Below are 22988 nucleotides of genomic sequence, written 5' to 3'. Positions count from 1 at the left end.
GAACAGAACAGGAGCTGCTGGGTGACGAGCACGAACGTGCGCAAGGATGCAGAGGACTCGGGACCCAGCGGCTACGCGGCGGCCCGGCTGCGCCTCCTCCAGGAGGGGGCGCGGTCCGGGCCGCCGCGCCGTTCCGCCCTCGCCGAACTGACCGACGACTGGCTCTCGGGTCTGTTCACCGCGGGCAACGAGCAGGTGCGCGGCGTCTCCCTGATCGCCGTCGGCGGTTACGGCCGCAGTGAGCTGTCGCCGCGCAGCGACCTGGACCTGGTCCTGCTGCACGACGGCAGCGACCCGGGCGCGGTCGCCACCCTCGCCGACCGCATCTGGTACCCCGTGTGGGACCTCGGCCTCGCCCTCGACCACTCCGTGCGCACGCCCGCAGAGGCCCGCAAGACGGCCGCGGAGGACCTGAAGGTCCAACTCGGCCTGCTGGACGCCCGCCACATCGCCGGTGACCTCGGACTGACGACCGGTCTGCGGACAGCGGTCCTCGCCGACTGGCGCAACCAGGCCCCCAAACGCCTTCCCGAGCTCCAGGAACTGTGCGCCGAGCGCGCCGAACGCCAGGGCGAGCTCCAGTACCTGCTCGAACCCGATCTGAAAGAGGCCCGCGGCGGTCTCCGTGACGCCACCACCCTGCGCGCCGTCGCCGCCTCCTGGCTGGCCGACGCCCCGCGTGAGGGCCTCGACGACGCCCGGCGCCGGCTGCTCGACGTCCGGGACGCCCTGCACCTGACGACGGGCCGCGCGACCGACCGGCTCGCCCTCCAGGAACAGGACCAGGTCGCCGCCGAACTCGGCCTGCTCGACGCCGACACCCTGCTGCGGCAGGTCTACGAGGCCGCCCGGGTCATCGCGTACGCCAGCGACGTCACCTGGCGCGAGGTGGGACGCGTCCTCAGGTCGCGCGCCGTGCGGCCACGGCTGCGCGCCATGCTCGGGGGCGGCAAGCCGGTCGCCGAACGGTCGCCTCTGGCGGAGGGTGTCGTCGAGCAGGACGGCGAGGTGGTGCTCGCCCGCGCCGCGCGCCCCGACCGGGACCCCGTGCTCCCGCTGCGGGCCGCGGCCGCCGCCGCCCAGGCCGGACTCCCGCTCTCCCTGCACGCCGTGCGCCGCATGGCGGCCGGCGGGCGCCCGCTGCCCACGCCCTGGCCCGCCGAGGCCCGCGAACAGCTCGTGACCCTGCTCGGCTCCGGCCGGCCCACCATCGAGGTCTGGGAGGCACTGGAGGCCGAGGGGCTGATCACCCGGATGCTGCCCGACTGGGAGCGGGTGCGCTGCCGCCCGCAGCGCAACGCCGTGCACATCTGGACCGTCGACCGGCACCTGATCGAGACGGCGGTCCGCGCCTCGGAGTTCACCCGGCGCGTCCACCGCCCCGACCTGCTGCTCGTCGCCGCCCTGCTGCACGACATCGGCAAGGGCTGGCCCGGCGACCACTCGGTGGCCGGCGAGATCATCGCGAAGGACGTCGCCGCGCGCATCGGCTTCGACCGCGACGAGGTCGCCGTACTCGCCGCTCTGGTACGGCACCACCTGCTGCTCGTGGACACCGCGACCCGGCGTGACCTGGATGACCCGGCCACCGTGCGCTCGGTCGCCGAGGCGGTCGGGTCGCAGGGCACGCTGGAACTGCTGCACGCGCTGACCGAGGCCGACGCCCTGGCCACCGGACCGGCCGCCTGGTCGTCCTGGCGGGGCTCGCTCGTCGCCGACCTGGTCAAGCGGGTGTCCGCGGTGCTCGCCGGGGACGACCCCGACGAGCCCGAGGCCGCCGCGCCCACCGCCGAGCAGGAGCGGCTCGCCATCGAGGCGCTCGCGACGGGCGGCCCGGTGCTGTCCCTGCGCGCGCAGACCGAGCCGCCCGTGGACGCCCAGCCCTCGGGCGACCCGGAACCGCTCGGCGTGGAGCTGGTGATCGCCGTACCCGACCAGCCGGGTGTGCTGCCCGCGGTCGCCGGAGTGCTGGCCGTGCACCGGCTGACCGTCCGCACCGCGGAGCTGAGCACCCAGGAGCTGCCCGACGGCGTCGAGGGTGCCGTGCTCCTGCTGAACTGGCGGGTCGCCGCCCAGTACGGCTCGCTGCCCCAGGCGGCCCGGCTGCGCGCCGATCTCGTACGGGTCCTGGACGGCTCACTGGATGTCGCCGCGCGCCTCGCCGAGCGGGACGCGGCCTATCCGAGGCGCCGGGGTGTCATCGCGCCCCCCGCGCGCGTGACGGTCGCCGCGGCCGCCTCCCGGCACGCCACGGTGATCGAGGTGCGCGCCCAGGACGCCCCCGGACTGCTGTTCCGCATCGGACGCGCGCTGGAGGACGCCGGGGTGCGAATGCGCAGCGCGCACGTGTCGACGCTGGGCGCCAACGCGGTGGACGCCTTCTACGTCACCGACGGCAAGGGCGTTCCGCTCGGGGCCGGCGAAGCGGCTTCCGTGGCCCGGAAGCTGGAGGAGACCCTGCGGGGCTGACCGGGGGATCCCGGCTATGCGTGTCGCCGGGATACCCTGGAGGGCGATTCCCAGCTGCCACCGACCCCGAGGACCGCGAGCGCCGTGTTCGATACTCTTTCCGATCGCCTCTCAGCGACTTTCAAGAACCTGCGCGGCAAGGGACGGCTCTCCGAGGCGGACATCGACGCCACCGCGCGCGAGATCCGGATCGCGCTGCTGGAAGCGGACGTGGCGCTCCCGGTCGTCCGGACGTTCATCAAGAACGTCAAGGAGCGTGCCCTCGGCGCCGATGTCTCCCGGGCGCTGAACCCCGCCCAACAGGTCCTGAAGATCGTGAACGAGGAGCTCGTCACGATCCTCGGCGGCGAGACCCGGCGCCTGCGGTTCGCCAAGAACCCGCCCACCGTGATCATGCTGGCGGGTCTCCAGGGTGCCGGTAAGACCACCCTCGCGGGCAAGCTCGGCCACTGGCTGAAGGAGCAGGGCCACTCGCCGCTGCTCGTCGCCGCCGACCTCCAGCGGCCGAACGCCGTCAACCAGCTCAGCGTGGTCGCCGAGCGCGCCGGTGTGGCCGTCTTCGCCCCCGAGCCGGGCAACGGCGTCGGTGACCCGGTCAAGGTCGCCAAGGACTCCATCGAGCACGCCAAGGCGAAGGTCCACGACATCGTGATCGTGGACACCGCTGGACGTCTCGGTATCGACCAGGAGCTGATGCAGCAGGCCGCGGACATCCGCGACGCCGTCAGCCCCGACGAGATCCTCTTCGTCGTCGACGCGATGATCGGTCAGGACGCGGTCAACACCGCCGAGTCCTTCCGCGACGGCGTCGGCTTCGACGGCGTGGTGCTCTCCAAGCTCGACGGTGACGCCCGCGGTGGTGCCGCCCTGTCGATCCGGCAGATCACCGGCAAGCCGATCATGTTCGCGTCGAACGGCGAGAAGCTCGAGGACTTCGACGCCTTCCACCCTGACCGGATGGCCTCCCGCATCCTCGACATGGGTGACCTGCTCACCCTGATCGAGCAGGCGGAGAAGACGTTCAGCCAGGAAGAGGCCGAGAAGATGGCCTCCAAGCTGGCGTCCAAGAAGGGCCAGGACTTCACCCTGGACGACTTCCTGGCCCAGATGGAACAGGTCCGGAAGATGGGCAGCATCTCCAAGCTGCTCGGCATGCTCCCCGGCATGGGCCAGATCAAGGACCAGATCAACAACCTCGACGAGCGGGACGTCGACCGCACGGCCGCCATCATCAAGTCGATGACCCCGGCCGAGCGCGCCGACGCCACGATCATCAACGGCTCGCGCCGCGCCCGTATCGCCAAGGGCTCCGGCGTCGAGGTCAGCGCGGTCAAGAACCTCGTCGAGCGGTTCTTCGAGGCCCGCAAGATGATGTCCCGCATGGCCCAGGGCGGCGGCATGCCGGGTATGCCCGGGATGCCGGGCATGGGCGGTGGCCCCGGCCGGGCCAAGAAGCAGCCCAAGAAGGCCAAGGGCAAGCAGCGCTCGGGCAACCCGATGAAGCGCAAGCAGCAGGAGCAGGAGGAGGCCGCGCGCAAGGCCGCCCAGGCCGGCAGTGCCTTCGGGGTGCCCGGCCAGCAGGCCCCGCAGGACTTCGAGCTGCCGGACGAGTTCAAGAAGTTCATGGGCTGAGTTCACGCCCGCGTGTGCCGGGGGCGGGCGTTTGTCGTAACGTCCGGATATGACCGACCCCGCCCCGGCGCGCAAGTCTCCTGAGCAACCCTGGCGTACCTGGGAGCCGCCGCGTGCTAGGGCACGCGCGCGACCAGGTAGCGGAAGACGTTCGGCATCCACACCGTGCCGTCCCGGCGCTGGTACGGATGCAGGGCTTCCGTCACCTCCTTGTCCACCTGCGCCTGGTCGGTCGCCTCGATGGCCGCGTCGAAGAGGCCGGTCGACAGCAGGCCCTTGAGGGCGCTGTCGAGGTCGGCGTACCCGAAGGGGCAGGAAACCCTCCCCGAGCCGTCGGGCCGCAGGCCGGCCCGCTGGGCGACCTCCTCCAGGTCGTCGCGCAGGGCCGGGCGCCAACTGCCCGTGCCGCGCAGTGGTTCCGCCAGCTTGGTGGCCACCCGCAGCACGGACGTCGTGGCGCACCGCTCCGGCGGACCCCAGCCGACGAGTGCCACGGGTGCTCCCCGCTCGGCGAGCGGTGTCGCCGAGGCGAGCAGGTCACCGAGCCCCTCCGAGTCGCCCGCGAGACACCCGATCGGCTCGAAGGCGGTCACGAGGGTGTACGGGGCGGTGCCGGCGTCGGAGGCGTCCCCGGGCGCTCCCTCGACGAGCCTGGTGCGCGCACGCGCGCGTGCGCCCCACACCTCCGGCTGCAGCCGCTCGCGCGCGAGCGCCAGCCGTTCCGGGGAGGAGGGCTCGACACCAGCGACCGCGGCGCCTCTGGAGGCGGCCATCAGCAGGGCGAGCCCACTGCCGCAGCCGAGGCCCAACAGCCGCGTCGTGGGGCCCACTTCCAGTCGCTCGTACACGGCCTCGTACAGCGGGACCAGCATCCGCTCCTGGATCTCGGACCAGTCACGCGCGCGTGCACCGAGGTCGCGACGGGAGGTCTCTCCCGTCGAGGGCAGGTGCTGCCGCACGAGCGTAGGTGTCATGGATAAGCGCCCCAATCCGCCGAGAGTTGACTCTGTGCCCGATTCCGTAGCCCCCGTGACGTGCGCTCGCAGTTCCCCCGTATGCCAGGTAACTCCGCACTCGACCGCTCGTCCAGAGGCAGAAGGGCCCTGCTGCCGGTTGGCATGTGCCGGGGAAAAGAATTCACATCCCGGCAATGTGCGCCCGTAGCATCGCGTCATGGCAAAGGCACCTGTTCTCACACCCCGGGCGGACGACTTCCCGCGCTGGTACCAGGATCTGATCGCCAAAGCCGAACTGGCCGACAACGGCCCGGTGCGCGGCACCATGGTCATCCGACCGTACGGGTACGGGCTGTGGGAGCGGATGCAGGCCGAGATGGACGCCCGGATCAAGGCGACGGGCACGCAGAACGCGTACTTCCCGCTGCTGATCCCGCAGTCGTACCTCACCCGCGAGGCCGACCACGTCGAGGGCTTCGCGCCCGAGCTCGCGGTCGTCACACACGGCGGGGGCAAGGAACTGGAGGAGCCCGCGGTCGTCCGCCCCACCTCCGAGATGATCATCAACGACTACTTCTCGAAGTGGGTGCAGAGCTACCGCGACCTGCCCCTGCTGATCAATCAGTGGGCGAACGTGGTGCGTTGGGAGCTCAGGCCCCGGCTCTTCCTGCGGACGACGGAGTTCCTGTGGCAGGAGGGCCACACCGCGCACGCGACCGCGGAGGACGCGCGCGTGTTCGCCTCGCGCATCCACCGGCAGGTCTACGAGGACTTCATGACCCACGTCCTCGCCATGGATGTCGTCCCCGGCCGCAAGACCGTCAAGGAGCGCTTCGCCGGCGCCGTCAACACCCTCACCCTCGAAGGCATGATGGGCGACGGCAAGGCCCTCCAGATGGCCACCAGTCACGAGCTGGGCCAGAACTTCTCCAAGGCCTTCAACACCTCCTACCTGTCCAAGGACGGCACCCAGGAACTCGTCTGGCAGACCTCCTGGGGCTCCACCACCCGCATGATCGGCGCCCTGGTGATGATGCACGGCGACGACAACGGCCTGCGCGTCCCGCCGCGGCTGGCGCAGACCCAGGTCGTCGTTCTGGCCATCAAGGGAGACGAACAGGTTCTGGCCAAGGTCCGCGACATCGGCGACCGGGTCACGGCGGCGGGCCTGCGCGTCCACGTCGACGACCGCACCGACATCCCCTTCGGCCGCCGCGCGGTCGACTGGGAGCTCAAGGGCGTGCCGGTCCGCGTCGAGGTCGGACCCCGTGACCTGGAGAACGGCACCGCGATGGTGGCCCGCCGCATCCCGGGCGGCAAGGAGGCGGTCGCCGTCGACGATCTCGTACGGCTGCTCCCGGCCGTCCTCGAGGAGGACCAGGCGCTGCTGCTGGCCCAGTCCCGCGCGCGCCGCGAGTCCCGGACGGCCGACGTGTCGACGTTCGACGAGGCCGTCGAGGCCGCCGTCGCCGGCGGCTGGGCGCGGATCCCGTGGGCCACTCTGGGCGAAGAAGGCGAGGCCAGGCTGGCCGAGCACGGGGCGACCGTACGGTGTCTGGTCGCGGAGGACGGGTCGGTGCCGGGAACCGACGACGCCCCGGGTAACGTCGCAGTGGTCGCGCGCGCTTACTGAGGCAGCGCCCTTCCGGCGGGAGAGCGGCCGAAACGCCTCTTGCGTACCTGCGGATACCAACCGCACCGGCGCGTGGACACGATCTACGCGCCGGGGCGTACCTCACACTACGCACCAGCTTGGTACGAGCTGTGAGGCTTCTCCGCAGATCAGCGCACCCGCCCTCGTCTCCACGCATCAGCGGCAACTGACGGGTACGTGCAAATTATTTGGGATGCCCCGGAATAGGAACACCGGGGCACTCTGGCTCGTTGTCATTACGTGAGCACGACACAGACACCACCTGTTCTCGCCGCAGAGCTGGCAGAGGCGTGGGCCGACATTCAGCGGTACCACCCCGAACTGCCCGACCTTGCCGCGCCAGAGTCCCTGATCGGGGAGTCGTCGTCCGCATGCGGTCACGAGCTCTCCTTCGAGCGACTGCTTCACGAGGCAGTCCACGGCATCGCCGCCGCGCGAGGCATCCGCGACACCTCCCGCGCCGGCCGCTACCACAACCGCAGATTCCTCGCGATCGCCGAGGAGATGGGCCTGGACCACCCCGAGGAGCCGCACCCGAGCAGTGGCTTCTCGCTGGTCTCGCTCACCCCCGAGGCAAAGCGCCGGTACCGCCCGACCATCGAGCGGCTCCAGCGCGCACTCAAGGCCCACACGGCGGCGACCTCCGCCGACACCGCCCGCTCCTTCCGGGGTCCGGCGGCGCGGCACGGCTCCTCCGGAGGCGGGGTCCGGGTCAAGGCGGTCTGCGACTGCGGCCGCAATGTGCGGGTCGTTCCTTCCGTCCTGGCCCAGGCGCCCATCGTCTGCGGGGGCTGCGGGAAGCCGTTCCGCATCCCCGAGATCGTGGGCGCGGCAGCGAGCTGAATCGCGGCTGCTCGTGGCAGCCGCGGTCCTGTCCGGGGGCACCTGGAGTGCCGGGTGCCCCTCAGGCATGCTCGCGCGCGGTCCCGGTCGGAGGGGAGCCCCGGGGTGTGGCACAATGGCTAGCTGTACTCGACAGCCGCACAGGAACCCTCTCGCCTCCGGCTGACGCGTCCATCGGGCACTCGGGTACCGCAACCCCACGCGGCTTTCTCGCCGTGCCCAACCACGTCAAATCCAGGAGAATCCACTCCCGTGGCAGTCAAGATCAAGCTGAAGCGTCTGGGCAAGATCCGTGCGCCTCACTACCGCATCGTCGTCGCCGACTCCCGCACCCGTCGTGACGGCCGTGCGATCGAGGAGATCGGCCTGTACCACCCGGTGCAGAACCCCTCGCGCATCGAGGTCGACTCGGAGCGCGCGCAGTACTGGCTGGGTGTCGGCGCGCAGCCGACCGAGCCCGTGCTCGCCATCCTGAAGAAGACCGGCGACTGGCAGAAGTTCAAGGGCGAGCCCGCCCCGGCTCCGCTGCTCCAGCCGGCCGAGAAGGCCGCGCGTCCCTCGTTCGAGGCCCTCGGTGGCGACGACGCGGGCAAGGGTGAGGCCATCACCCAGAAGAAGAAGGCCGAGAAGAAGGACGAGGCTGCCGCTGAGTCGTCTTCGTCTGAGTCGACCGAGGCCTGAGCATGCTCGAGGAGGCTCTCGAGCACCTCGTGAAGGGCATCGTCGACAACCCTGACGACGTGCAGGTCGCCTCGCGCACCCTGCGTCGCGGGCGAGTGCTGGAGGTCCGGGTCCACCCCGACGACCTCGGCAAGGTGATCGGCCGCAACGGCCGCACCGCTCGCGCCCTGCGTACCGTCGTGGGGGCCATCGGCGGCCGCGGTGTCCGCGTCGACCTCGTCGACGTCGACCACGTCCGCTGACGTCAAACGCAGCACCGGCTCGGGCCGGGGAGGGCCATCGGGCCGTCCCCGGCCCGTAGTCGTTACGGGCCCAACGACAGGAGATCTTCGGAAGTGCAGCTCGTAGTCGCGCGGATCGGCCGTGCCCATGGCATCAAGGGCGAGGTCACCGTCGAGGTCCGCACCGACGAGCCGGAACTCCGGCTCGCACCCGGCGCCGTACTGGCGACCGACCCGGCCGCCACCGGCCCGCTCACCATCGAGACGGGCCGCGTCCACAGCGGCCGCCTCCTGCTGCGTTTCGAGGGTGTCCGTGACCGGACCGCCGCCGAGGCGCTGCGCAACACCCTCCTGATCGCCGAGATCGACCCGGAGGAGCTGCCCGAGGAGGAGGACGAGTACTACGACCACCAGCTCATGGACCTCGACGTCGTGACCAAGGACGGCGTGGAGGTGGGCCGGATCACCGAGATCTCGCACCTGCCCTCCCAGGACCTCTTCATCGTGGAGCGGCCCGACGGCAGCGAGGTGATGATCCCGTTCGTCGAGGAGATCGTCACCGAGATCGACCTCGCCGAGCAGAAGGCCGTCATCGACCCGCCTCCCGGGCTGATCGACGACCGCGCCGAGATCGCGTCCTCGCGGGAAGAGTCGTAGAAGATGCGCCTCGACATCGTCACGATCTTCCCCGAGTACCTCGACCCCCTGAACGTCTCCCTGGTCGGCAAGGCACGCGCGCGGGGACAGCTGAACGTGCACGTCCACGATCTGCGCCAGTGGACGTACGACCGCCACAACACCGTCGACGACACCCCGTACGGCGGCGGCCCGGGCATGGTCATGAAGACCGACCCGTGGGGGGACGCGCTGGACTCCGTGCTGGCGGACGGCTACGAGACGGGCTCCGGTGCGCCCGCCCTCATCGTCCCCACCCCGAGCGGCCGCCCCTTCACCCAGGAACTCGCCGTGGAACTCTCCGCGTCCCCGTGGCTGATCTTCACGCCGGCGCGCTACGAGGGCATCGACCGGCGAGTGATCGACGAGTACGCCGGCAGGATGCCGGTCCACGAGGTGTCCATCGGCGACTACGTCCTCGCCGGCGGCGAAGCGGCCGTCCTGGTGATCACCGAGGCGGTGGCCCGGCTGCTGCCCGGCGTCCTCGGCAACGCCGAGTCCCACCGGGACGACTCCTTCGCGCCCGGAGCCATGGCCAACCTGCTCGAAGGCCCCGTCTACACCAAGCCGCCCGAGTGGCGCGGCCGCGGCATCCCGGACGTCCTGCTCAGCGGGCACCACGGCAAGATCGCCCGCTGGCGCCGCGACGAGGCGCTCAGGCGTACGGCGGCCAACCGGCCCGACCTCATCGAGCGCTGCGACCCGGCGGCCTTCAACAAGAAGGACCGCGAGATGCTCTCCATCCTGGGCTGGGCGCCGGACCCGGCGGGGGAGCCGTACGGCCGATTTTGGCGCAGGCCAGAAGGCATGGAACAATAGGCCGCTGTTGTGCGTCGTCCGGCGTGCGCCCCTGCCACAGGGGGACACGACGCCCGCCCCGACACGGACAGCCTCCTCACGAACCTATCTACCGCCGATGACCTGTGGCATGGGCGAAGAAAGCAGACGAAATGTCTCACCTGCTCGACACCGTCGACTCCGCGTCGCTGCGCACCGACATCCCGGCCTTCCGCCCGGGTGACACCGTCAACGTCCACGTCCGCGTCATCGAGGGCAACCGCTCCCGTGTGCAGCAGTTCAAGGGCGTAGTCATCCGTCGCCAGGGCGCCGGTGTCCGCGAGACCTTCACGGTCCGCAAGGTCTCCTTCTCCGTCGGCGTCGAGCGCACCTTCCCGGTGCACACCCCGATCGTCGAGAAGATCGAGCTCGTCACCCGCGGTGACGTGCGTCGCGCCAAGCTGTACTACCTGCGCGAGCTGCGCGGCAAGGCCGCGAAGATCAAGGAGAAGCGCGACAACTGAGCGCTTCTCGGACGTCACAGCGCGGCCGGATAGCATCTGGCCCCGATGGACACCGAAGCACAGCCGACGGAGCGCGACCGCTCCTCCCACCCCGCACCAGGGGCCGCGGAGGAACGGTCGCGTTTCGCGTTGGTGTCGAGGATCACCCAGTGGCTGCCCGGCGGCCGGATCTCCCTGACCCTGCTGGTCTGCCTGGTCTTTCTCTTGCTGATCAGTACGTTCGTGGTCAGACCTTTCCAGATTCCCAGCGGATCCATGGAAAACGGATTGAGGATCGGGGACCGCGTTCTCGTAAATAGGTTGGCGTACCGTTTCGGTGCCGTGCCGCAGCGGGGAGATGTGGTCGTGTTCGACGGAACCGGGTATTTCGGGGACGGGGACTACGTCAAGCGCGTTGTGGGCGTGGGGGGAGACCACGTGGTCTGCTGCGACAAGAAGGGGAGGGTCGAGGTGAACGGCCGGTCGGTCGACGAGTCGGGCTTCCTGTACCCCGGCGACAGCCCGTCCTCGGTGCCCTTCGACGTCGAGGTGCCCGACGGCACCCTGTTCGTCCTCGGTGACCACCGCAGCGTCTCCAGCGACTCCCGGGACCATCTGGGCTCACCGGGCGGCGGCATGATCCCCGTCGACGACGTCCTCGGCCGGGCCGACTGGATCATCTGGCCCGCCGGCCACGCCGTCCGCCTGCACCGTTCCGCCGCCTACGCGCGCGTGCCCGAAAGGGAGGGCGCGCATGGGTAACCGCGGCAAACCGCGCGGTGTGTCCACCACCCCCGCCGAGAATCTGCTGCCCACCGGCGTCCGGCGGTCCGCCAGCCCGGCGGGCGGCCGCTCACGCGCCGAGCGACGCCACCTCCAGCGCAAGGTCAAGCGGCGCAGGAGGCGTGGCGCGGTCAAGGAGATACCCCTCCTGGTCGGCGTGGCCGTCCTGATAGCCCTGGTCCTGAAGACGTTTCTGGTCCAGGCGTTCGTGATCCCGTCCGGCTCGATGGAGCAGACGATCCGGATCGGCGACCGCGTCCTGGTCGACAAGTTCACCCCGTGGTTCGGCTCCGAGCCGAAGCGCGGGGACGTCGTCGTCTTCAAGGACCCCGGCGGCTGGCTCCAGGACGAGCAGACCACGACGAAGAAGGACGACCCCGTCGTCGTCAAGCAGGTCAAGGAAGGGCTCACCTTTATCGGACTGCTGCCGTCCGACAACGAGAAGGACCTGATCAAGAGGGTCGTCGGAGTCGGCGGCGACCGCGTCAAGTGCTGTGACAGCGAGGGGCGGGTCACCGTCAACGGCGTCCCCCTGAGCGAGACGGACTACCTGTATCCCGGAAACGCCCCGTCCACCCAGCAGTTCGACATCACCGTCCCCAAGGGGCGGCTGTGGGTGATGGGTGACCATCGCGCCAACTCCGCGGACTCCCGCTCGCATCAGGACACCGACTACGGCGGCACCGTGTCCCTGGACTCGGTGGTGGGACGGGCCAGGGTCATCGCGTGGCCGTTCGGCCACTGGAACATGCTCGACGAACCGAAAACTTACTCTTCCGTTGCCGACTCGGTGTCCGGGACGACCGCAGCCTCCCGGGCGTCGCTTAGGGTTGCTCACGACGATCCGAACGAAGCGATCCAACTCCCGAGCCCTGCGGAACTCCCGCTCGTTATGGGAGTGGTGGGCCTGCGCCGTACTTGGCGCAGGCGGCGGCACAGAGTAAGGAGTTGGCGTGGGGGATGTGGCGGTTGGCGCACGATCCGGGCACGACGGCGAGGAGCACCGCGGACGCCCCGTGGAAGCAGCCGACCCGGCATCGGACAGCGCCGTGACCTCCGGGAGTGACTCCGGAGCGACCGAGGACGGTACGGCGACGGAGGTCCGGGGAGGGGGGCCGGGCGATTCGGCCCCCGCGGCGAAGAAGCAGCGCTCCTTCTGGAAGGAGCTGCCCATCCTGATCGGCATCGCGCTCGTGCTGGCGCTGCTGATCAAGACGTTCCTGGTGCAGGCCTTCTCGATCCCCTCCGACTCGATGCAGAACACCCTCCAGCAGGGTGACCGGGTGCTGGTGGACAAGCTCACCCCGTGGTTCGGCTCCAAGCCCGAGCGCGGCGAGGTCGTCGTCTTCCACGACCCCGACAACTGGCTGGCGGGCGAGCCCACGGCGAACCCGAACGCGGTACAGACGTTCCTCTCCTGGATCGGCCTGATGCCCTCCGCCGAGGAGAAGGACCTCATCAAGCGCGTCGTCGGCGTGGGCGGTGACACGGTCTCCTGCGAGGGCACCGGACCGCTGAAGATCAACGGCCACGCGCTGAGCGAGTCGTCGTACGTCTACGCCGGCAACACCCCGTGCAGCCAGGACGACCAGGGCGGCCAGTTCACCGTGACGGTCCCCAAGGGCTACATCTGGGTGATGGGCGACCACCGGCAGAACTCCCGTGACTCGCGCTACAACCAGTCCGACAAGCACCACGGCATGGTCCCGGTCGACGACGTCGTGGGCCGCGCCATCGTGAAGGCCTGGCCGATCAACCGCTGGGGCACGCTGCCCAAGCCGGACACCTTCGACCAGGCCGGCATCAACGACAAGGCGTCGGCCTCCGCCGCCCTGACGGTCGCGCCCCAGGGGATCGCCCTCGTCGGTGTGGTGCCGGTGGCGCTGTGGCGGCGCAGGAAGGCCGTCGTCGAGCGGACCCGCTGAGTACCGTCCTGCCGACCGGACCGCATGGCTGTCACGGGCCTGGTGAAAGGTTTGCGGAGCTTGTCGCTCCGGCCGGGCGGGAGGGGCTGACCCACTCGGGTACCGCCGGGTAGGGTGCGGATCCATGGGTGGCGAGAGCACTACACGTACGGCCCCGCACAGCGGTGGCACCAGCACGGGCCCGGTGAGCGGCCGGACCGGACAGCGACTGTCCGGACTGGCCGTCGCGCTGGGCCTGGTGCTGTTTCTCGGGGGATTCGCCTGGGGAGCGGTGCTGTACCGGCCGTACACCGTGCCCACCGGTTCGATGACGCCCACGATCGAGGTCGGCGCCCGAGTGCTGGCGCAGCGCGTCGACGGCGACGAGGTGCGCCGGGGCGACGTCGTCGTCTTCACCGACAAGACCTGGGTGAGCAACGGGCCCGTGGTCAAGCGGGTCGTCGCGGTCGGCGGTGACACGGTCTCCTGCTGCACGGACGGGAAGCTGACCGTCAACGGCAAGGAGCTCGACGAGACCTATCTCAAGGGCGGCGTGGTGGAGGACAAGTCCATCCCCACGGTAAAGGTGCCCAAGGGCCGCCTGTTCCTCCTCGGCGACGAGCGCCAGGGCTCGCTGGACTCCTCCGTCCACCTCACCGACGCCGCCCAGGGCACCGTCGCGAGCTCGGCCGTCACCGCTCGCGTGGACGCCGTGGTCTGGCCCATGAAGGGCATGCTGGAGCGCCCCGCCGCCTTCGAGCCGCTCGGCGCGCTCTCCTCACCCGGCCCGCTGCGTACGATCGTCGTTCTGATCGTCGCCGGCGGGGTGCTGGTCCTCGGCGGCGGCGCGTACGGGCCGGTCGCCAAGCTCTTCAGCAGGCGCTCCCGGGTCCGGACGGAGCCCGTAGGTGCCCGCTGAGGCGTCGGCCGCGGCCTTGTCCGGAGGCGGGCTGCGCAAGGTGGCCCGGGTGGTGCTGCTCGATCCCGAGGACCGCATCCTGCTGCTGCACGGCCACGAGCCGGACGATCCGTCCGACGACTGGTGGTTCACGCCCGGCGGCGGACTGGAGGGCGACGAGACCCGTGAAGAGGCCGCACTGAGGGAACTCGCCGAGGAGACCGGCATCACCGAGGTGGAACTCGGGCCGGTGCTCTGGCGGCGGACGTGCTCGTTCCCGTTCGCGGGCCGTCGCTGGGACCAGGACGAGTGGTACTACCTGGCCCGTACGACGGTGACGGACACCGGGGCCACGGCCCTGACCGAGCTGGAGCGACGCAGCGTCGCCGGAGCGCGCTGGTGGACGTGTCAGGAACTGACCCGGGCACATGAGACGGTGTATCCGACCAGACTCGCCGAGCTGCTGCGCAGGCTGCTAGACGAAGGTCCCCCGGCCGGGCCCGTGACCCTCGACACCGAAATCGTCTAGGTGCCGACGGGACTGGCGCACAATGGTGGGATCGCACGGCTGAAGGGGAACATGCCATGAGCGCCGAGGACCTCGAGAAGTACGAGACCGAGATGGAGCTCAAGCTCTACCGGGAGTACCGCGATGTCGTCGGTCTGTTCAAATACGTGATCGAGACCGAGCGGCGCTTCTACCTGACCAACGACTACGAGATGCAGGTGCACTCGGTCCAGGGTGAGGTGTTCTTCGAGGTGTCCATGGCAGATGCGTGGGTGTGGGACATGTATCGGCCGGCTCGCTTCGTGAAACAGGTCCGCGTGTTGACGTTCAAGGATGTGAACATCGAGGAGCTGAACAAGAGTGATCTGGAGCTGCCGGGCGGCTGACGGTGGCTTTCCCTCACGTAGCTGACGGTGGATTTCACCCATGTGGGTGACGAGGTTTTCCACAACCGCTGAGTAGTCCACCAAGATCAACTCGGTGGGCGGGGTTGCGTGATCGTTGGCGCCGGAGGTGGTGCCGACATGAACGCACGCAGTGCACTCGGCAAGTACGGCGAGAGTCTGGCCGCGCGGCGGCTGACCGAGGCCGGGATGACGGTCCTGGAGCGCAACTGGCGCTGTGGCAGGACGGGCGAGATCGACATCGTGGCGCGGGACGGCGAGGTCCTCGTCGTCTGCGAGGTCAAGACACGGCGGGCCGGTGCCTTCGAGCACCCGATGGCCGCGGTGACTCCCGACAAGGCGGAGCGCCTGCGGAGCCTCGCCGCATGCTGGATCCACGCCCACGGAGGAGCGCCACCGGGAGGCGTCCGCATCGACCTGGTGGGCGTCGTCCTGCCCCAGCGCGGCGCACCCGTGGTCGAGCATGCGCGGGGGGTGGCCTGAGATGGGTTTCGCTCGTACGTGCTCGGTGGCGCTGGTGGGCGTCGAAGGGGTCGTGGTCGAGGTCCAGGCCGACCTGGAGCCCGGCGTCGCGGCCTTCACGCTGGTGGGACTGCCGGACAAGAGCCTGACGGAGAGCCGGGACCGGGTTCGGGCGGCCGTCGTGAACTCGGGCGGTGAATGGCCCCAGAAGAAACTCACGGTGGGACTCAGCCCGGCGTCGGTGCCGAAGGCGGGTTCGGGGTTCGACCTCGCTGTCGCGTGTGCCGTGCTGGGGGCCGCCGAGCGGATCGACCCGCGCGTCCTCGCAGACATCGTGATGATCGGCGAGCTGGGCCTGGACGGCCGGGTTCGTCCGGTCCGGGGCATCCTGCCCGCGGTGCTGGCCGCCGCGGACGCCGGCTACGAACAGGTCGTCGTCCCGGAGTGCGCCGCGGCCGAGGCCTCGCTGGTGCCCGGTGTCTCCGTGCTGGGGGTACGCAGTCTGCGGCAGCTGATCGCGGTCCTCGCGGACGAACCGGTGCCCGACGAGGAACCGCACGAGCCGGGCCGCCCCGACCCGCTGCTGGCCGGCCTGCGCGTGCCGGGCACGGGCGCCGCCACCGGTATGCACAGCGCCGGAGCCGCACAGCAGGACCACGGACACGACCTGGCCGACGTCGTCGGTCAGACCTCGGCGCGTACGGCCGTGGAGGTCGCGGCGGCCGGCGGCCATCACCTGTTCCTGGAGGGGCCGCCGGGAGCGGGCAAGACGATGCTCGCCGAGCGGCTGCCCGCGGTGCTGCCCCGGCTGGCCCGGGAGGAGTCGCTCGAGGTGACGGCGGTGCACTCGGTGGCCGGTCTGCTGCCACCGGGCAAGCCCCTGATCGACGTCGCCCCCTACTGCGCCCCGCACCACTCGGCCACCATGCAGGCACTCGTCGGCGGAGGGCCCGGCATCGCCCGTCCCGGGGCGGTGTCCCTGTCTCATCGCGGTGTCCTCTTCTTGGACGAGACACCCGAGTTCAACACCCAGGCCCTCGACGCGCTGCGGCAGCCACTGGAGGCGGGACACGTCGTGATCGCGCGCAGCGCGGGTGTCGTACGGTTCCCGGCGAAGTTCCTGATGGTGCTCGCGGCCAACCCGTGCCCCTGCGGTCGCTTCTCGCAGACCGACGACTTCTGCGAGTGCCCGCCCTCGGCCGTCCGCCGCTACCAGGCCCGGCTCTCCGGGCCGCTGCTCGACCGGGTCGACCTGCGAGTGCAGGTGGACCGCGTCACGCGCGACCAGCTCGCCGGCCGGGGCGCCCGGGGCGATTCGACCGCCGTGGTCGCGGACCGGGTGCGGGCCGCACGGGAACGCGCGGCGACGCGCTTCGCAGGCACCCCGTGGCGCACCAACAGCGAGGTGCCCGGACGCGAACTGCGCAGCCGCTGGCACGCCGTGTCCGGGGCCATGGACGAGGCCGAACGCAATCTGGAGCGCGGCGTCCTGACCGCCCGAGGCCTCGACCGCGTCCTGCGCGTCGCCTGGACCGTCGCGGACCTCGTCGGACACGACCGCCCGGACGCGACGGACGTCGCCCTGGCGCTGCAACTGCGCACCGGAGTACCCCGGGGCGTACCGATGGCCATCGGGGCGCTGACATGACCGGCGGCGAACCCGACGACGAACTGCTCGACCGTGTCCTGCTCGCTCGCGTCGTCGAGCCCGGTGACGAGGTCGGCGGGCGGTGGATCCGGGAGTGGGGCGTGCGGGAGGTGGCCACGCGGTTGCGCGGTGGTGGGGAGCCGTTGCCCGGGGTGAGCGAGAAGCGCTGGGGCGGGATGCGGGCCCGGGCCGAGGTGGCGGAGCCGCGCCGGGATCTCGCCGTCGCGTACGAGGCCGGTGCCCGGTTCGTCGTGCCCGGGGGAGCCGAGTGGCCGGGACAGCTCGACGGCCTCGGGGACGCCCGGCCGATCGGACTGTGGGTGCGGGGGCGGCCCAGCCTTCGAATGTGGGCGCTCAGGTCCGTCGCCCTCGTCGGAGCCCGTGCCTGTACCGAGTACGGGGCCCACATGGCCGCCACCCTCGGCACCGGGCTCGCCGAGCTCGGGTGGGTCGTCGTGTCGGGCGGGGCCTACGGGGTCGACGGCGCCGCCCATCGCGGTGCCCTCGGCGCCGGCGGCGCCACCGTCGCCGTGCTGGCCTGCGGGGTCGACCGGCCCTATCCGCGCGGACACGCCCAGTTGATCACCAGAATCGCGGAACAGGGCCTGGTCATCGGGGAGTTGCCGCCCGGCGATCACCCGACGCCCAGCAGATTCGTGCTGCGCAACCGGGTGATCGCCGCCCTCACCCGGGGCACCGTGGTGGTCGAGGCCGCCCACCGCAGCGGCTCACTGGTCACCGCGCGTGCGGCACAGCGGTTGGGCCGTCACACGATGGGGGTGCCCGGCCCGGCCACCAGCAGCCTGTCCGCCGGGGTGCACGAGCTGCTGCGCGGGGGCGCCACGCTGGTCACGGACGCCGCGGAAGTCGTGGAGCTGGTCGGCGACATGGGGGAACTGGCCCCCGACCGGCGCGGACCGGTGCTGCCGCGCGATCTGCTGGACCCGGAGGCGCGAAGAGTCCTGTCCGCGCTGCCCGGGCGGCGGGAGGCGGGCGCGGACGAGATCGCGCGGGGTGCGCAGACGACGCGGGACGACGCCGTCGCGAGACTGTACGAACTCCGCGCACTTGGTTACGTCGAACGACACGGCGACGGCTGGAAGTTGACACGCCAGGCGATGATCTCCGTCCGGGGTGGCCGCGCCCCGTGTTGACGGAGCGTGTTCGGCCGTCCGGGGGAACCCCGAAGCCCTTGGGAATTACCGCAGTTGGGGTGTTCCGTTGATCACACAGGGAGACGGCCGCGGCTCGCGGGAGAGGTCCGGGGAACGCATCCGGGGGTGAATCCGAGCCCGCTGTTTGCGCACTGCGACTCCTCAGTCACGCTACGCTCACGGGGATTCCGACGCACATCACGTACATCGCGTACTTCACGGCAGAACGGCACAAGGCGACGCATGCCCCAGCACACTTCCGGGTCCGACCGGGCGGCCATCCCCCCAGCCGCCCGTGACGGTGGCAGCGTGCGGCCGCCCGCTCCCTCGACGCTCGACGAACTGTGGCGGTCGTACAAGGCGACGGGGGACGAGCGGCTGCGCGAGCAGCTGATCCTGCACTACTCACCGCTCGTGAAGTACGTCGCCGGACGGGTGAGCGTCGGTCTGCCGCCCAACGTCGAGCAGGCGGACTTCGTGTCCTCGGGCGTCTTCGGGCTCATCGACGCGATCGAGAAGTTCGACGTCGACCGGGAGATCAAGTTCGAGACGTACGCGATCACCCGGATCCGCGGCGCGATGATCGACGAACTGCGGGCACTGGACTGGATCCCGCGGTCCGTGCGGCAGAAGGCGCGCAACGTCGAGCGGGCGTACGCGACGCTGGAAGCGCGGCTGCGACGGACGCCCACGGAGGGGGAGGTCGCCGGCGAGCTGGGGATCGCGGTCGACGATCTCCACGCTGTCTTCAGTCAGTTGTCGCTGGCCAACGTCGTGGCCCTGGAGGAACTGCTGCACGTCGGCGGCGAGGGCGGCGACGGGTTGAGCTTCATGGACACGCTGGAGGACCCCGCCGCCGACAACCCCGTGGAGGTCGCCGAGGACCGGGAACTCAGACGGTTCCTCGCGCGGGCCATCAACACGCTGCCCGAGCGGGAGAAGACCGTGGTCACTCTGTACTACTACGAGGGGCTCACGCTCGCCGAGATCGGGAACGTGCTGGGAGTGACCGAGAGCAGGGTCAGCCAGATCCACACCAAGTCGGTGCTGCAACTGCGGGCGAAGCTGGCCGGTTTCGGTCGCTGACCCGGCCTGGCTGCCCTCCGGTGAGGGCAGCTCGGGCGGAGTGACTCCCGTCCGCGGTGGTGCGTCCGTACAGTGGTTGACGTGCCAAGGATTCGAGCGGCCTCCGTGGCCGAGCACCGGTCGATGCAGCGAGCCGCCCTGCTGGACGCGGCTCGCTCTCTGCTGTCCGAGGGCGGGACGGAGGCGCTGACCTTCCCGGCTCTCGCCGAGCGGACGGGGCTCGCGCGGTCGTCCGTGTACGAGTACTTCCGGTCACGGGCCGCCGTGGTCGAGGAGCTGTGCGAGGTCGACTTCCCGGTGTGGGCGGCGGAGGTCTCGCAGGCGATGGCCGCCGCGGAGGGGGCGCAGGCCAAGGTCGAGGCGTATGTGCGACGGCAGCTGACGCTGGTGGGGGACCGGCGGCATCGGGCCGTCGTCGCCATCTCCGCGAGCGAGCTGGACGCGGGGGCCCGGGAGAAGATCCGCGCGGCACACGGCGGACTGGTCGCGATGATCGTCGAGGCGCTCGCGGAGATGGGGCACGAGCAGCCTCGGCTGGCGGCGATGCTGGTGCAGGGTGTGGTGGACGCGGCGGTGCGGCGGATCGAGCTGGGGGCGGCGGAGGAGCCTTCGGTGATCACCGAGGCCGCGGTCTCCATGGCGCTGCGGGGCGTGCGAGGCTGAGTGCGGGGTCGGTCTGCCGGACTGAGGGCGGAGTCGGCGTACGGGGGTGAGGGCGGCTGTCGGGTGCGGGTCCGTGGTGGCTGGGCGCGCGGTTCCGCGCGCCCCTCGGGCGCGTGCAGCCGAACGCCTCTTGGAAGGCGGTACGGAGACTACGTCGGTACGGGCACCCCCAGGACGGGGAGCAACCTGGACGGGCCTCTCCGTAGCAGCCATGGCGGAAGCAGGGACAGCGGGTCCAGGTAGGTCTCGCCTCTCAGCAGACCCCAGTGCACACACGTGGTCGGGCAGTGGGAGCCCGTCGGCTCCACCACCCCCACCACCTCGCCCGCCGTCACCTCGTCGCCCTTCCGCACCGACGCCGTCACCGGTTCGTAGGTCGTGCGAAGGTCTGTGCCCGTCAGTTCCACCGAGACGACCGCCTTGCCCGCCACCCGGCCCGCGAAGGACACCCGGCCTGCCGCCACCGCCCGAACCGGGGTGCCGGCAGGTGCCGCCAGGTCCACGCCCCGGTGGCCGCGGCCGTACACCGTCGCCGGTGGTTCCCAGCCGCGCAGGACCGCCGGCCGGGTGCCCACGGGCCAGGTGCGCCCGATCCCCGGCACCGAGGCGTCCGTGATCGTGGCCGTCGGTGTCAGGGCGGCCTGCCCAGGCGCGGGTGCCGGCGCAGTCAGGAACAGCAGAAACCCCAGCACCAGCCACGTACCGCGTCGTTCGCGTCGTCCGCATCGCTTCGCTCGCATGCGGAAACCGTCCCGCACCCGCCCCGGTCATGACCGGGCCCTGTGGACTACTCCCGGGTTGTGGACAGCGGCGTCACCCGGTACCCCGCCGGTCCCGTACACTTCTTCTGGCGATCCGGGTCACCGGGTCGACTTCGCACGCCCCGACACCACGCCGTCACGCGGTCGGTGTCAGCGCCTCTCGGTCCTTTGCGGCAAGGCGCGTCGCGGGCGTCAGGCGCGGGTGCCCTCCGGTACCCGCGGTACAACCGAGAACACCAAGGAGAACGGCCATGGCCGTCGTCACGATGCGGGAGCTGCTGGAAAGCGGCGTCCACTTCGGTCACCAGACCCGTCGTTGGAACCCGAAGATGAAGCGCTTCATCTTCACGGAGCGCAACGGCATCTACATCATCGACCTGCTCCAGTCGCTGTCGTACATCGACCGCGCCTACGAGTTCGTCAAGGAGACCGTCGCCCACGGCGGCACGGTCATGTTCGTCGGCACGAAGAAGCAGGCGCAGGAGGCCATCGCCGAGCAGGCCACCCGCGTCGGCATGCCCTACGTCAACCAGCGCTGGCTGGGCGGCATGCTCACCAACTTCTCGACCGTCTACAAGCGTCTGCAGCGCCTCAAGGAGCTCGAGCAGATCGACTTCGAGGACGTCGCCGCTTCCGGTCTGACCAAGAAGGAGCTTCTCGTGCTCTCGCGCGAGAAGGCCAAGCTGGAGAAGACCCTCGGTGGTATCCGCGAGATGTCCAAGGTGCCCAGCGCCGTCTGGATCGTGGACACCAAGAAGGAGCACATCGCGGTCGGCGAGGCCCGGAAGCTCAACATCCCGGTCGTCGCCATCCTCGACACCAACTGCGACCCCGACGAGGTCGACTACAAGATCCCGGGCAACGACGACGCGATCCGCTCCGTCACCCTGCTCACCCGCGTGATCGCCGACGCCGTCGCCGAGGGCCTCATCAGCCGCTCGCGCGTCGCCACCGGTGACAAGGGCGAGAAGGCCGCGGGCGAGCCGCTCGCCGAGTGGGAGCGCGACCTGCTCGAGGGCGGCGAGAAGAAGGCCGAGGAGGCTCCCGCCGCGGAGGCCGCCGAGGCTCCTGCTGCCGAGGCCCCCGCTGCCGAGGCCCCCGAGGCTGAGGCGGCTCCGGCTGCCGAGGCTCCCGCTGAGGCCGCTCCGGCCGCGGACGCCGAGCAGGCCTGACCCGTCAGCGTCAGGGGTGACGGCGGGAGCGGGGGCATGATCTCCGCTCCCGCCGTTCACCCGTAGGTCGACGGAGAGTCGGCGGCCCCTGGCTGTATGGGGGCCGTAGACCCCGTAGATCTTCGATCTTCCAGACTTCGAGAAAGATTCACAGACTCATGGCGAACTACACCGCCGCCGACGTCAAGAAGCTCCGTGAGCTCACGGGCGCCGGCATGATGGACTGCAAGAAGGCGCTGGACGAGGCCGCGGGCGACGTCGAGAAGGCTGTCGAGGCGCTCCGGATCAAGGGTCAGAAGGGCGTCGCCAAGCGCGAGGGCCGCTCCGCCGAGAACGGCGCCGTGGTCTCGATCATCGCCGACGACAACTCCTCCGGCGTCCTCGTCGAGCTGAAGTGCGAGACGGACTTCGTCGCCAAGGGCGAGAAGTTCCAGGCTGTCGCCAACCAGATCGCCGAGCACGTCGCCGCGACCTCCCCGGCCGACCTGGAGGCCCTGCTCGCCTCCGAGATCGAGGCCGGCAAGACCGTCCAGGCGTTCGTGGACGAGGCCAACGCCAACCTCGGCGAGAAGATCGTCCTGGACCGCTTCGCGCAGTTCGCCGACGGCTTCGTGACCGCGTACATGCACCGCACGATGCCCGACCTGCCCCCGCAGATCGGTGTCCTCGTCGAGCTGGACAAGCCGAACGCCGAGGTCGCCCGCGGTGTCGCCCAGCACATCGCCGCCTTCGCGCCGAAGTACCTCTCCAAGGAGGACGTGCCGGCCGAGGTCGTCGAGTCCGAGCGCCGCATCGCCGAGGAGACCACCCGCGCCGAGGGCAAGCCCGAGGCCGCCCTGCCGAAGATCGTCGAGGGTCGCCTCAACGGCTTCTTCAAGGACGCCACGCTGCTCGGTCAGCCGTACGCGCTCGACAACAAGAAGTCGGTCCAGAAGGTTCTGGACGAGGCCGGTGTCACCCTGAAGCGCTTCACGCGCATCAAGGTCGGCATCTGAGTCCGTACCGCGAGCGACGCGCGGGCCCGATAGGGTCGACAGCAGTCGTCCGGTACGCCGCCACGCACGCGCGTGGCGGACGACAGCAGATCTGACGAGGAGGCCATTGCCGCGCATGGGATGCGAACCAGTTCCCACC

24 protein-coding genes are annotated in these 22988 nt (G+C 70.6%); 22 read left to right on the top strand and 2 right to left on the bottom strand.

Going from position 1 to position 22988, the window contains the following annotated elements; translation table 11 throughout:
• Nucleotides 1–21: 21 nt before the first annotated feature.
• Both H293_RS0127115 and ffh read left to right on the top strand, forming a co-directional pair.
• Nucleotides 22–2469: a [protein-PII] uridylyltransferase gene (locus H293_RS0127115; RefSeq protein WP_020120983.1), complete on the top strand. Its 2448-nt coding sequence runs from the start codon at nt 22–24 to the stop codon at nt 2467–2469.
• Nucleotides 2470–2553: 84 nt separating this feature from the next.
• Nucleotides 2554–4101, top strand: a complete 1548-nt coding sequence (ffh, locus tag H293_RS0127110) for a signal recognition particle protein (RefSeq protein ID WP_020120982.1) — start codon at nt 2554–2556, stop codon at nt 4099–4101.
• Between the two features lie 116 nt (nt 4102–4217).
• On the opposite strand, the gene H293_RS0127105 is transcribed toward ffh, so the two are convergent.
• A complete protein-coding gene (locus H293_RS0127105) occupies nt 4218–5075 on the bottom strand; it encodes a methyltransferase type 11 (RefSeq protein WP_033415711.1) in 858 nt (285 codons plus the stop codon).
• 199 nt (nt 5076–5274) lie between these two features.
• Between H293_RS0127105 and proS the strand changes: the two genes are divergently transcribed.
• The 18 genes from proS (at nt 5275) to H293_RS0127015 (ending at nt 19921) form a co-directional block, all read left to right on the top strand.
• Nucleotides 5275–6690, top strand: coding sequence for a proline--tRNA ligase (gene proS, locus H293_RS0127100; RefSeq protein ID WP_020120980.1), 1416 nt, complete (start codon nt 5275–5277; stop codon nt 6688–6690).
• Nucleotides 6691–6951: 261 nt separating this feature from the next.
• Nucleotides 6952–7554: a hypothetical protein gene (locus H293_RS0127095; RefSeq protein WP_007384963.1), complete on the top strand. Its 603-nt coding sequence runs from the start codon at nt 6952–6954 to the stop codon at nt 7552–7554.
• Between the two features lie 252 nt (nt 7555–7806).
• On the top strand, nt 7807–8235 hold the full coding sequence (gene rpsP / locus H293_RS0127090; RefSeq protein WP_007384964.1) for a 30S ribosomal protein S16: 429 nt from the start codon (nt 7807–7809) through the stop codon (nt 8233–8235).
• 2 nt (nt 8236–8237) lie between these two features.
• A complete protein-coding gene (locus H293_RS0127085; RefSeq protein WP_007384965.1) occupies nt 8238–8477 on the top strand; it encodes an RNA-binding protein in 240 nt (79 codons plus the stop codon).
• A gap of 93 nt (nt 8478–8570) precedes the next feature.
• Nucleotides 8571–9113 (top strand): ribosome maturation factor RimM, encoded by a 543-nt coding sequence (gene rimM, locus H293_RS0127080; protein WP_020120979.1) that lies wholly within the window; start codon nt 8571–8573, stop codon nt 9111–9113.
• A 3-nt stretch (nt 9114–9116) separates the two neighbouring features.
• Entirely contained in the window at nt 9117–9950 is an 834-nt protein-coding gene (gene trmD / locus H293_RS0127075; RefSeq protein WP_020120978.1) for a tRNA (guanosine(37)-N1)-methyltransferase TrmD, read from the top strand.
• 131 nt (nt 9951–10081) lie between these two features.
• Nucleotides 10082–10432 carry a 50S ribosomal protein L19 gene (gene rplS / locus H293_RS0127070; protein ID WP_007384968.1) on the top strand — a complete coding sequence of 117 codons (351 nt, stop codon included), beginning with the start codon at nt 10082–10084 and terminating at the stop codon, nt 10430–10432.
• Nucleotides 10433–10477: 45 nt separating this feature from the next.
• Nucleotides 10478–11173: a signal peptidase I gene (gene lepB / locus H293_RS0127065; RefSeq protein ID WP_028808237.1), complete on the top strand. Its 696-nt coding sequence runs from the start codon at nt 10478–10480 to the stop codon at nt 11171–11173.
• Nucleotides 11166–12260 carry a signal peptidase I gene (lepB, locus tag H293_RS0127060; RefSeq protein ID WP_020120975.1) on the top strand — a complete coding sequence of 365 codons (1095 nt, stop codon included), beginning with the start codon at nt 11166–11168 and terminating at the stop codon, nt 12258–12260. The genes lepB (H293_RS0127065) and lepB (H293_RS0127060) overlap by 8 nt, the downstream gene beginning before the upstream one ends.
• Entirely contained in the window at nt 12148–13119 is a 972-nt protein-coding gene (gene lepB / locus H293_RS0127055) for a signal peptidase I (protein ID WP_078612675.1), read from the top strand. The genes lepB (H293_RS0127060) and lepB (H293_RS0127055) overlap by 113 nt, the downstream gene beginning before the upstream one ends.
• Before the next feature lie 124 nt (nt 13120–13243).
• The gene (gene lepB / locus H293_RS0127050) at nt 13244–14017 is read left to right on the top strand and encodes a signal peptidase I (protein WP_020120973.1); all 774 of its coding nucleotides are present in this window, start codon (nt 13244–13246) and stop codon (nt 14015–14017) included.
• Nucleotides 14007–14525, top strand: coding sequence for an NUDIX hydrolase (locus H293_RS0127045; RefSeq protein ID WP_020120972.1), 519 nt, complete (start codon nt 14007–14009; stop codon nt 14523–14525). Before lepB (H293_RS0127050) ends, H293_RS0127045 begins: the two co-directional genes overlap by 11 nt.
• Nucleotides 14526–14581: 56 nt before the next feature.
• Nucleotides 14582–14890, top strand: a complete 309-nt coding sequence (locus H293_RS0127040) for a DUF2469 domain-containing protein (protein ID WP_003965949.1) — start codon at nt 14582–14584, stop codon at nt 14888–14890.
• Between the two features lie 138 nt (nt 14891–15028).
• Nucleotides 15029–15391: a YraN family protein gene (locus tag H293_RS0127035; RefSeq protein WP_020120971.1), complete on the top strand. Its 363-nt coding sequence runs from the start codon at nt 15029–15031 to the stop codon at nt 15389–15391.
• 1 nt (nt 15392) lies between these two features.
• The gene (locus tag H293_RS0127030) at nt 15393–17018 is read left to right on the top strand and encodes a YifB family Mg chelatase-like AAA ATPase (RefSeq protein ID WP_028808236.1); all 1626 of its coding nucleotides are present in this window, start codon (nt 15393–15395) and stop codon (nt 17016–17018) included.
• On the top strand, nt 17015–18172 hold the full coding sequence (gene dprA / locus H293_RS0127025; RefSeq protein ID WP_020120969.1) for a DNA-processing protein DprA: 1158 nt from the start codon (nt 17015–17017) through the stop codon (nt 18170–18172). Before H293_RS0127030 ends, dprA begins: the two co-directional genes overlap by 4 nt.
• 243 nt (nt 18173–18415) lie before the next feature.
• Nucleotides 18416–19258, top strand: a complete 843-nt coding sequence (gene whiG, locus H293_RS0127020; protein WP_028808235.1) for an RNA polymerase sigma factor WhiG — start codon at nt 18416–18418, stop codon at nt 19256–19258.
• 105 nt (nt 19259–19363) lie between these two features.
• On the top strand, nt 19364–19921 hold the full coding sequence (locus tag H293_RS0127015; protein WP_020120967.1) for a TetR/AcrR family transcriptional regulator: 558 nt from the start codon (nt 19364–19366) through the stop codon (nt 19919–19921).
• Between the two features lie 149 nt (nt 19922–20070).
• Here H293_RS0127015 and H293_RS0127010 read toward each other — a convergent pair whose 3' ends face one another.
• On the bottom strand, nt 20071–20661 hold the full coding sequence (locus H293_RS0127010) for a M23 family metallopeptidase (protein WP_106968422.1): 591 nt from the start codon (nt 20659–20661) through the stop codon (nt 20071–20073).
• 272 nt (nt 20662–20933) lie between these two features.
• On the opposite strand from H293_RS0127010, the gene rpsB reads away from it, so the two are divergent.
• Nucleotides 20934–21854 (top strand): 30S ribosomal protein S2, encoded by a 921-nt coding sequence (gene rpsB, locus H293_RS0127005; RefSeq protein ID WP_020120965.1) that lies wholly within the window; start codon nt 20934–20936, stop codon nt 21852–21854.
• 158 nt (nt 21855–22012) lie between these two features.
• Entirely contained in the window at nt 22013–22849 is an 837-nt protein-coding gene (tsf, locus tag H293_RS0127000) for a translation elongation factor Ts (protein WP_020120964.1), read from the top strand.
• Nucleotides 22850–22988 lie beyond the last annotated feature (139 nt).

This window comes from Streptomyces canus 299MFChir4.1 (genome assembly GCF_000383615.1).
In the GTDB taxonomy this organism is placed as follows: Bacteria; Actinomycetota; Actinomycetes; order Streptomycetales; family Streptomycetaceae; genus Streptomyces; species Streptomyces canus_C.
The sequence above is the reverse complement of the archived record's forward strand: the minus strand, read 5'-3'. Positions and strand labels throughout refer to the sequence as shown.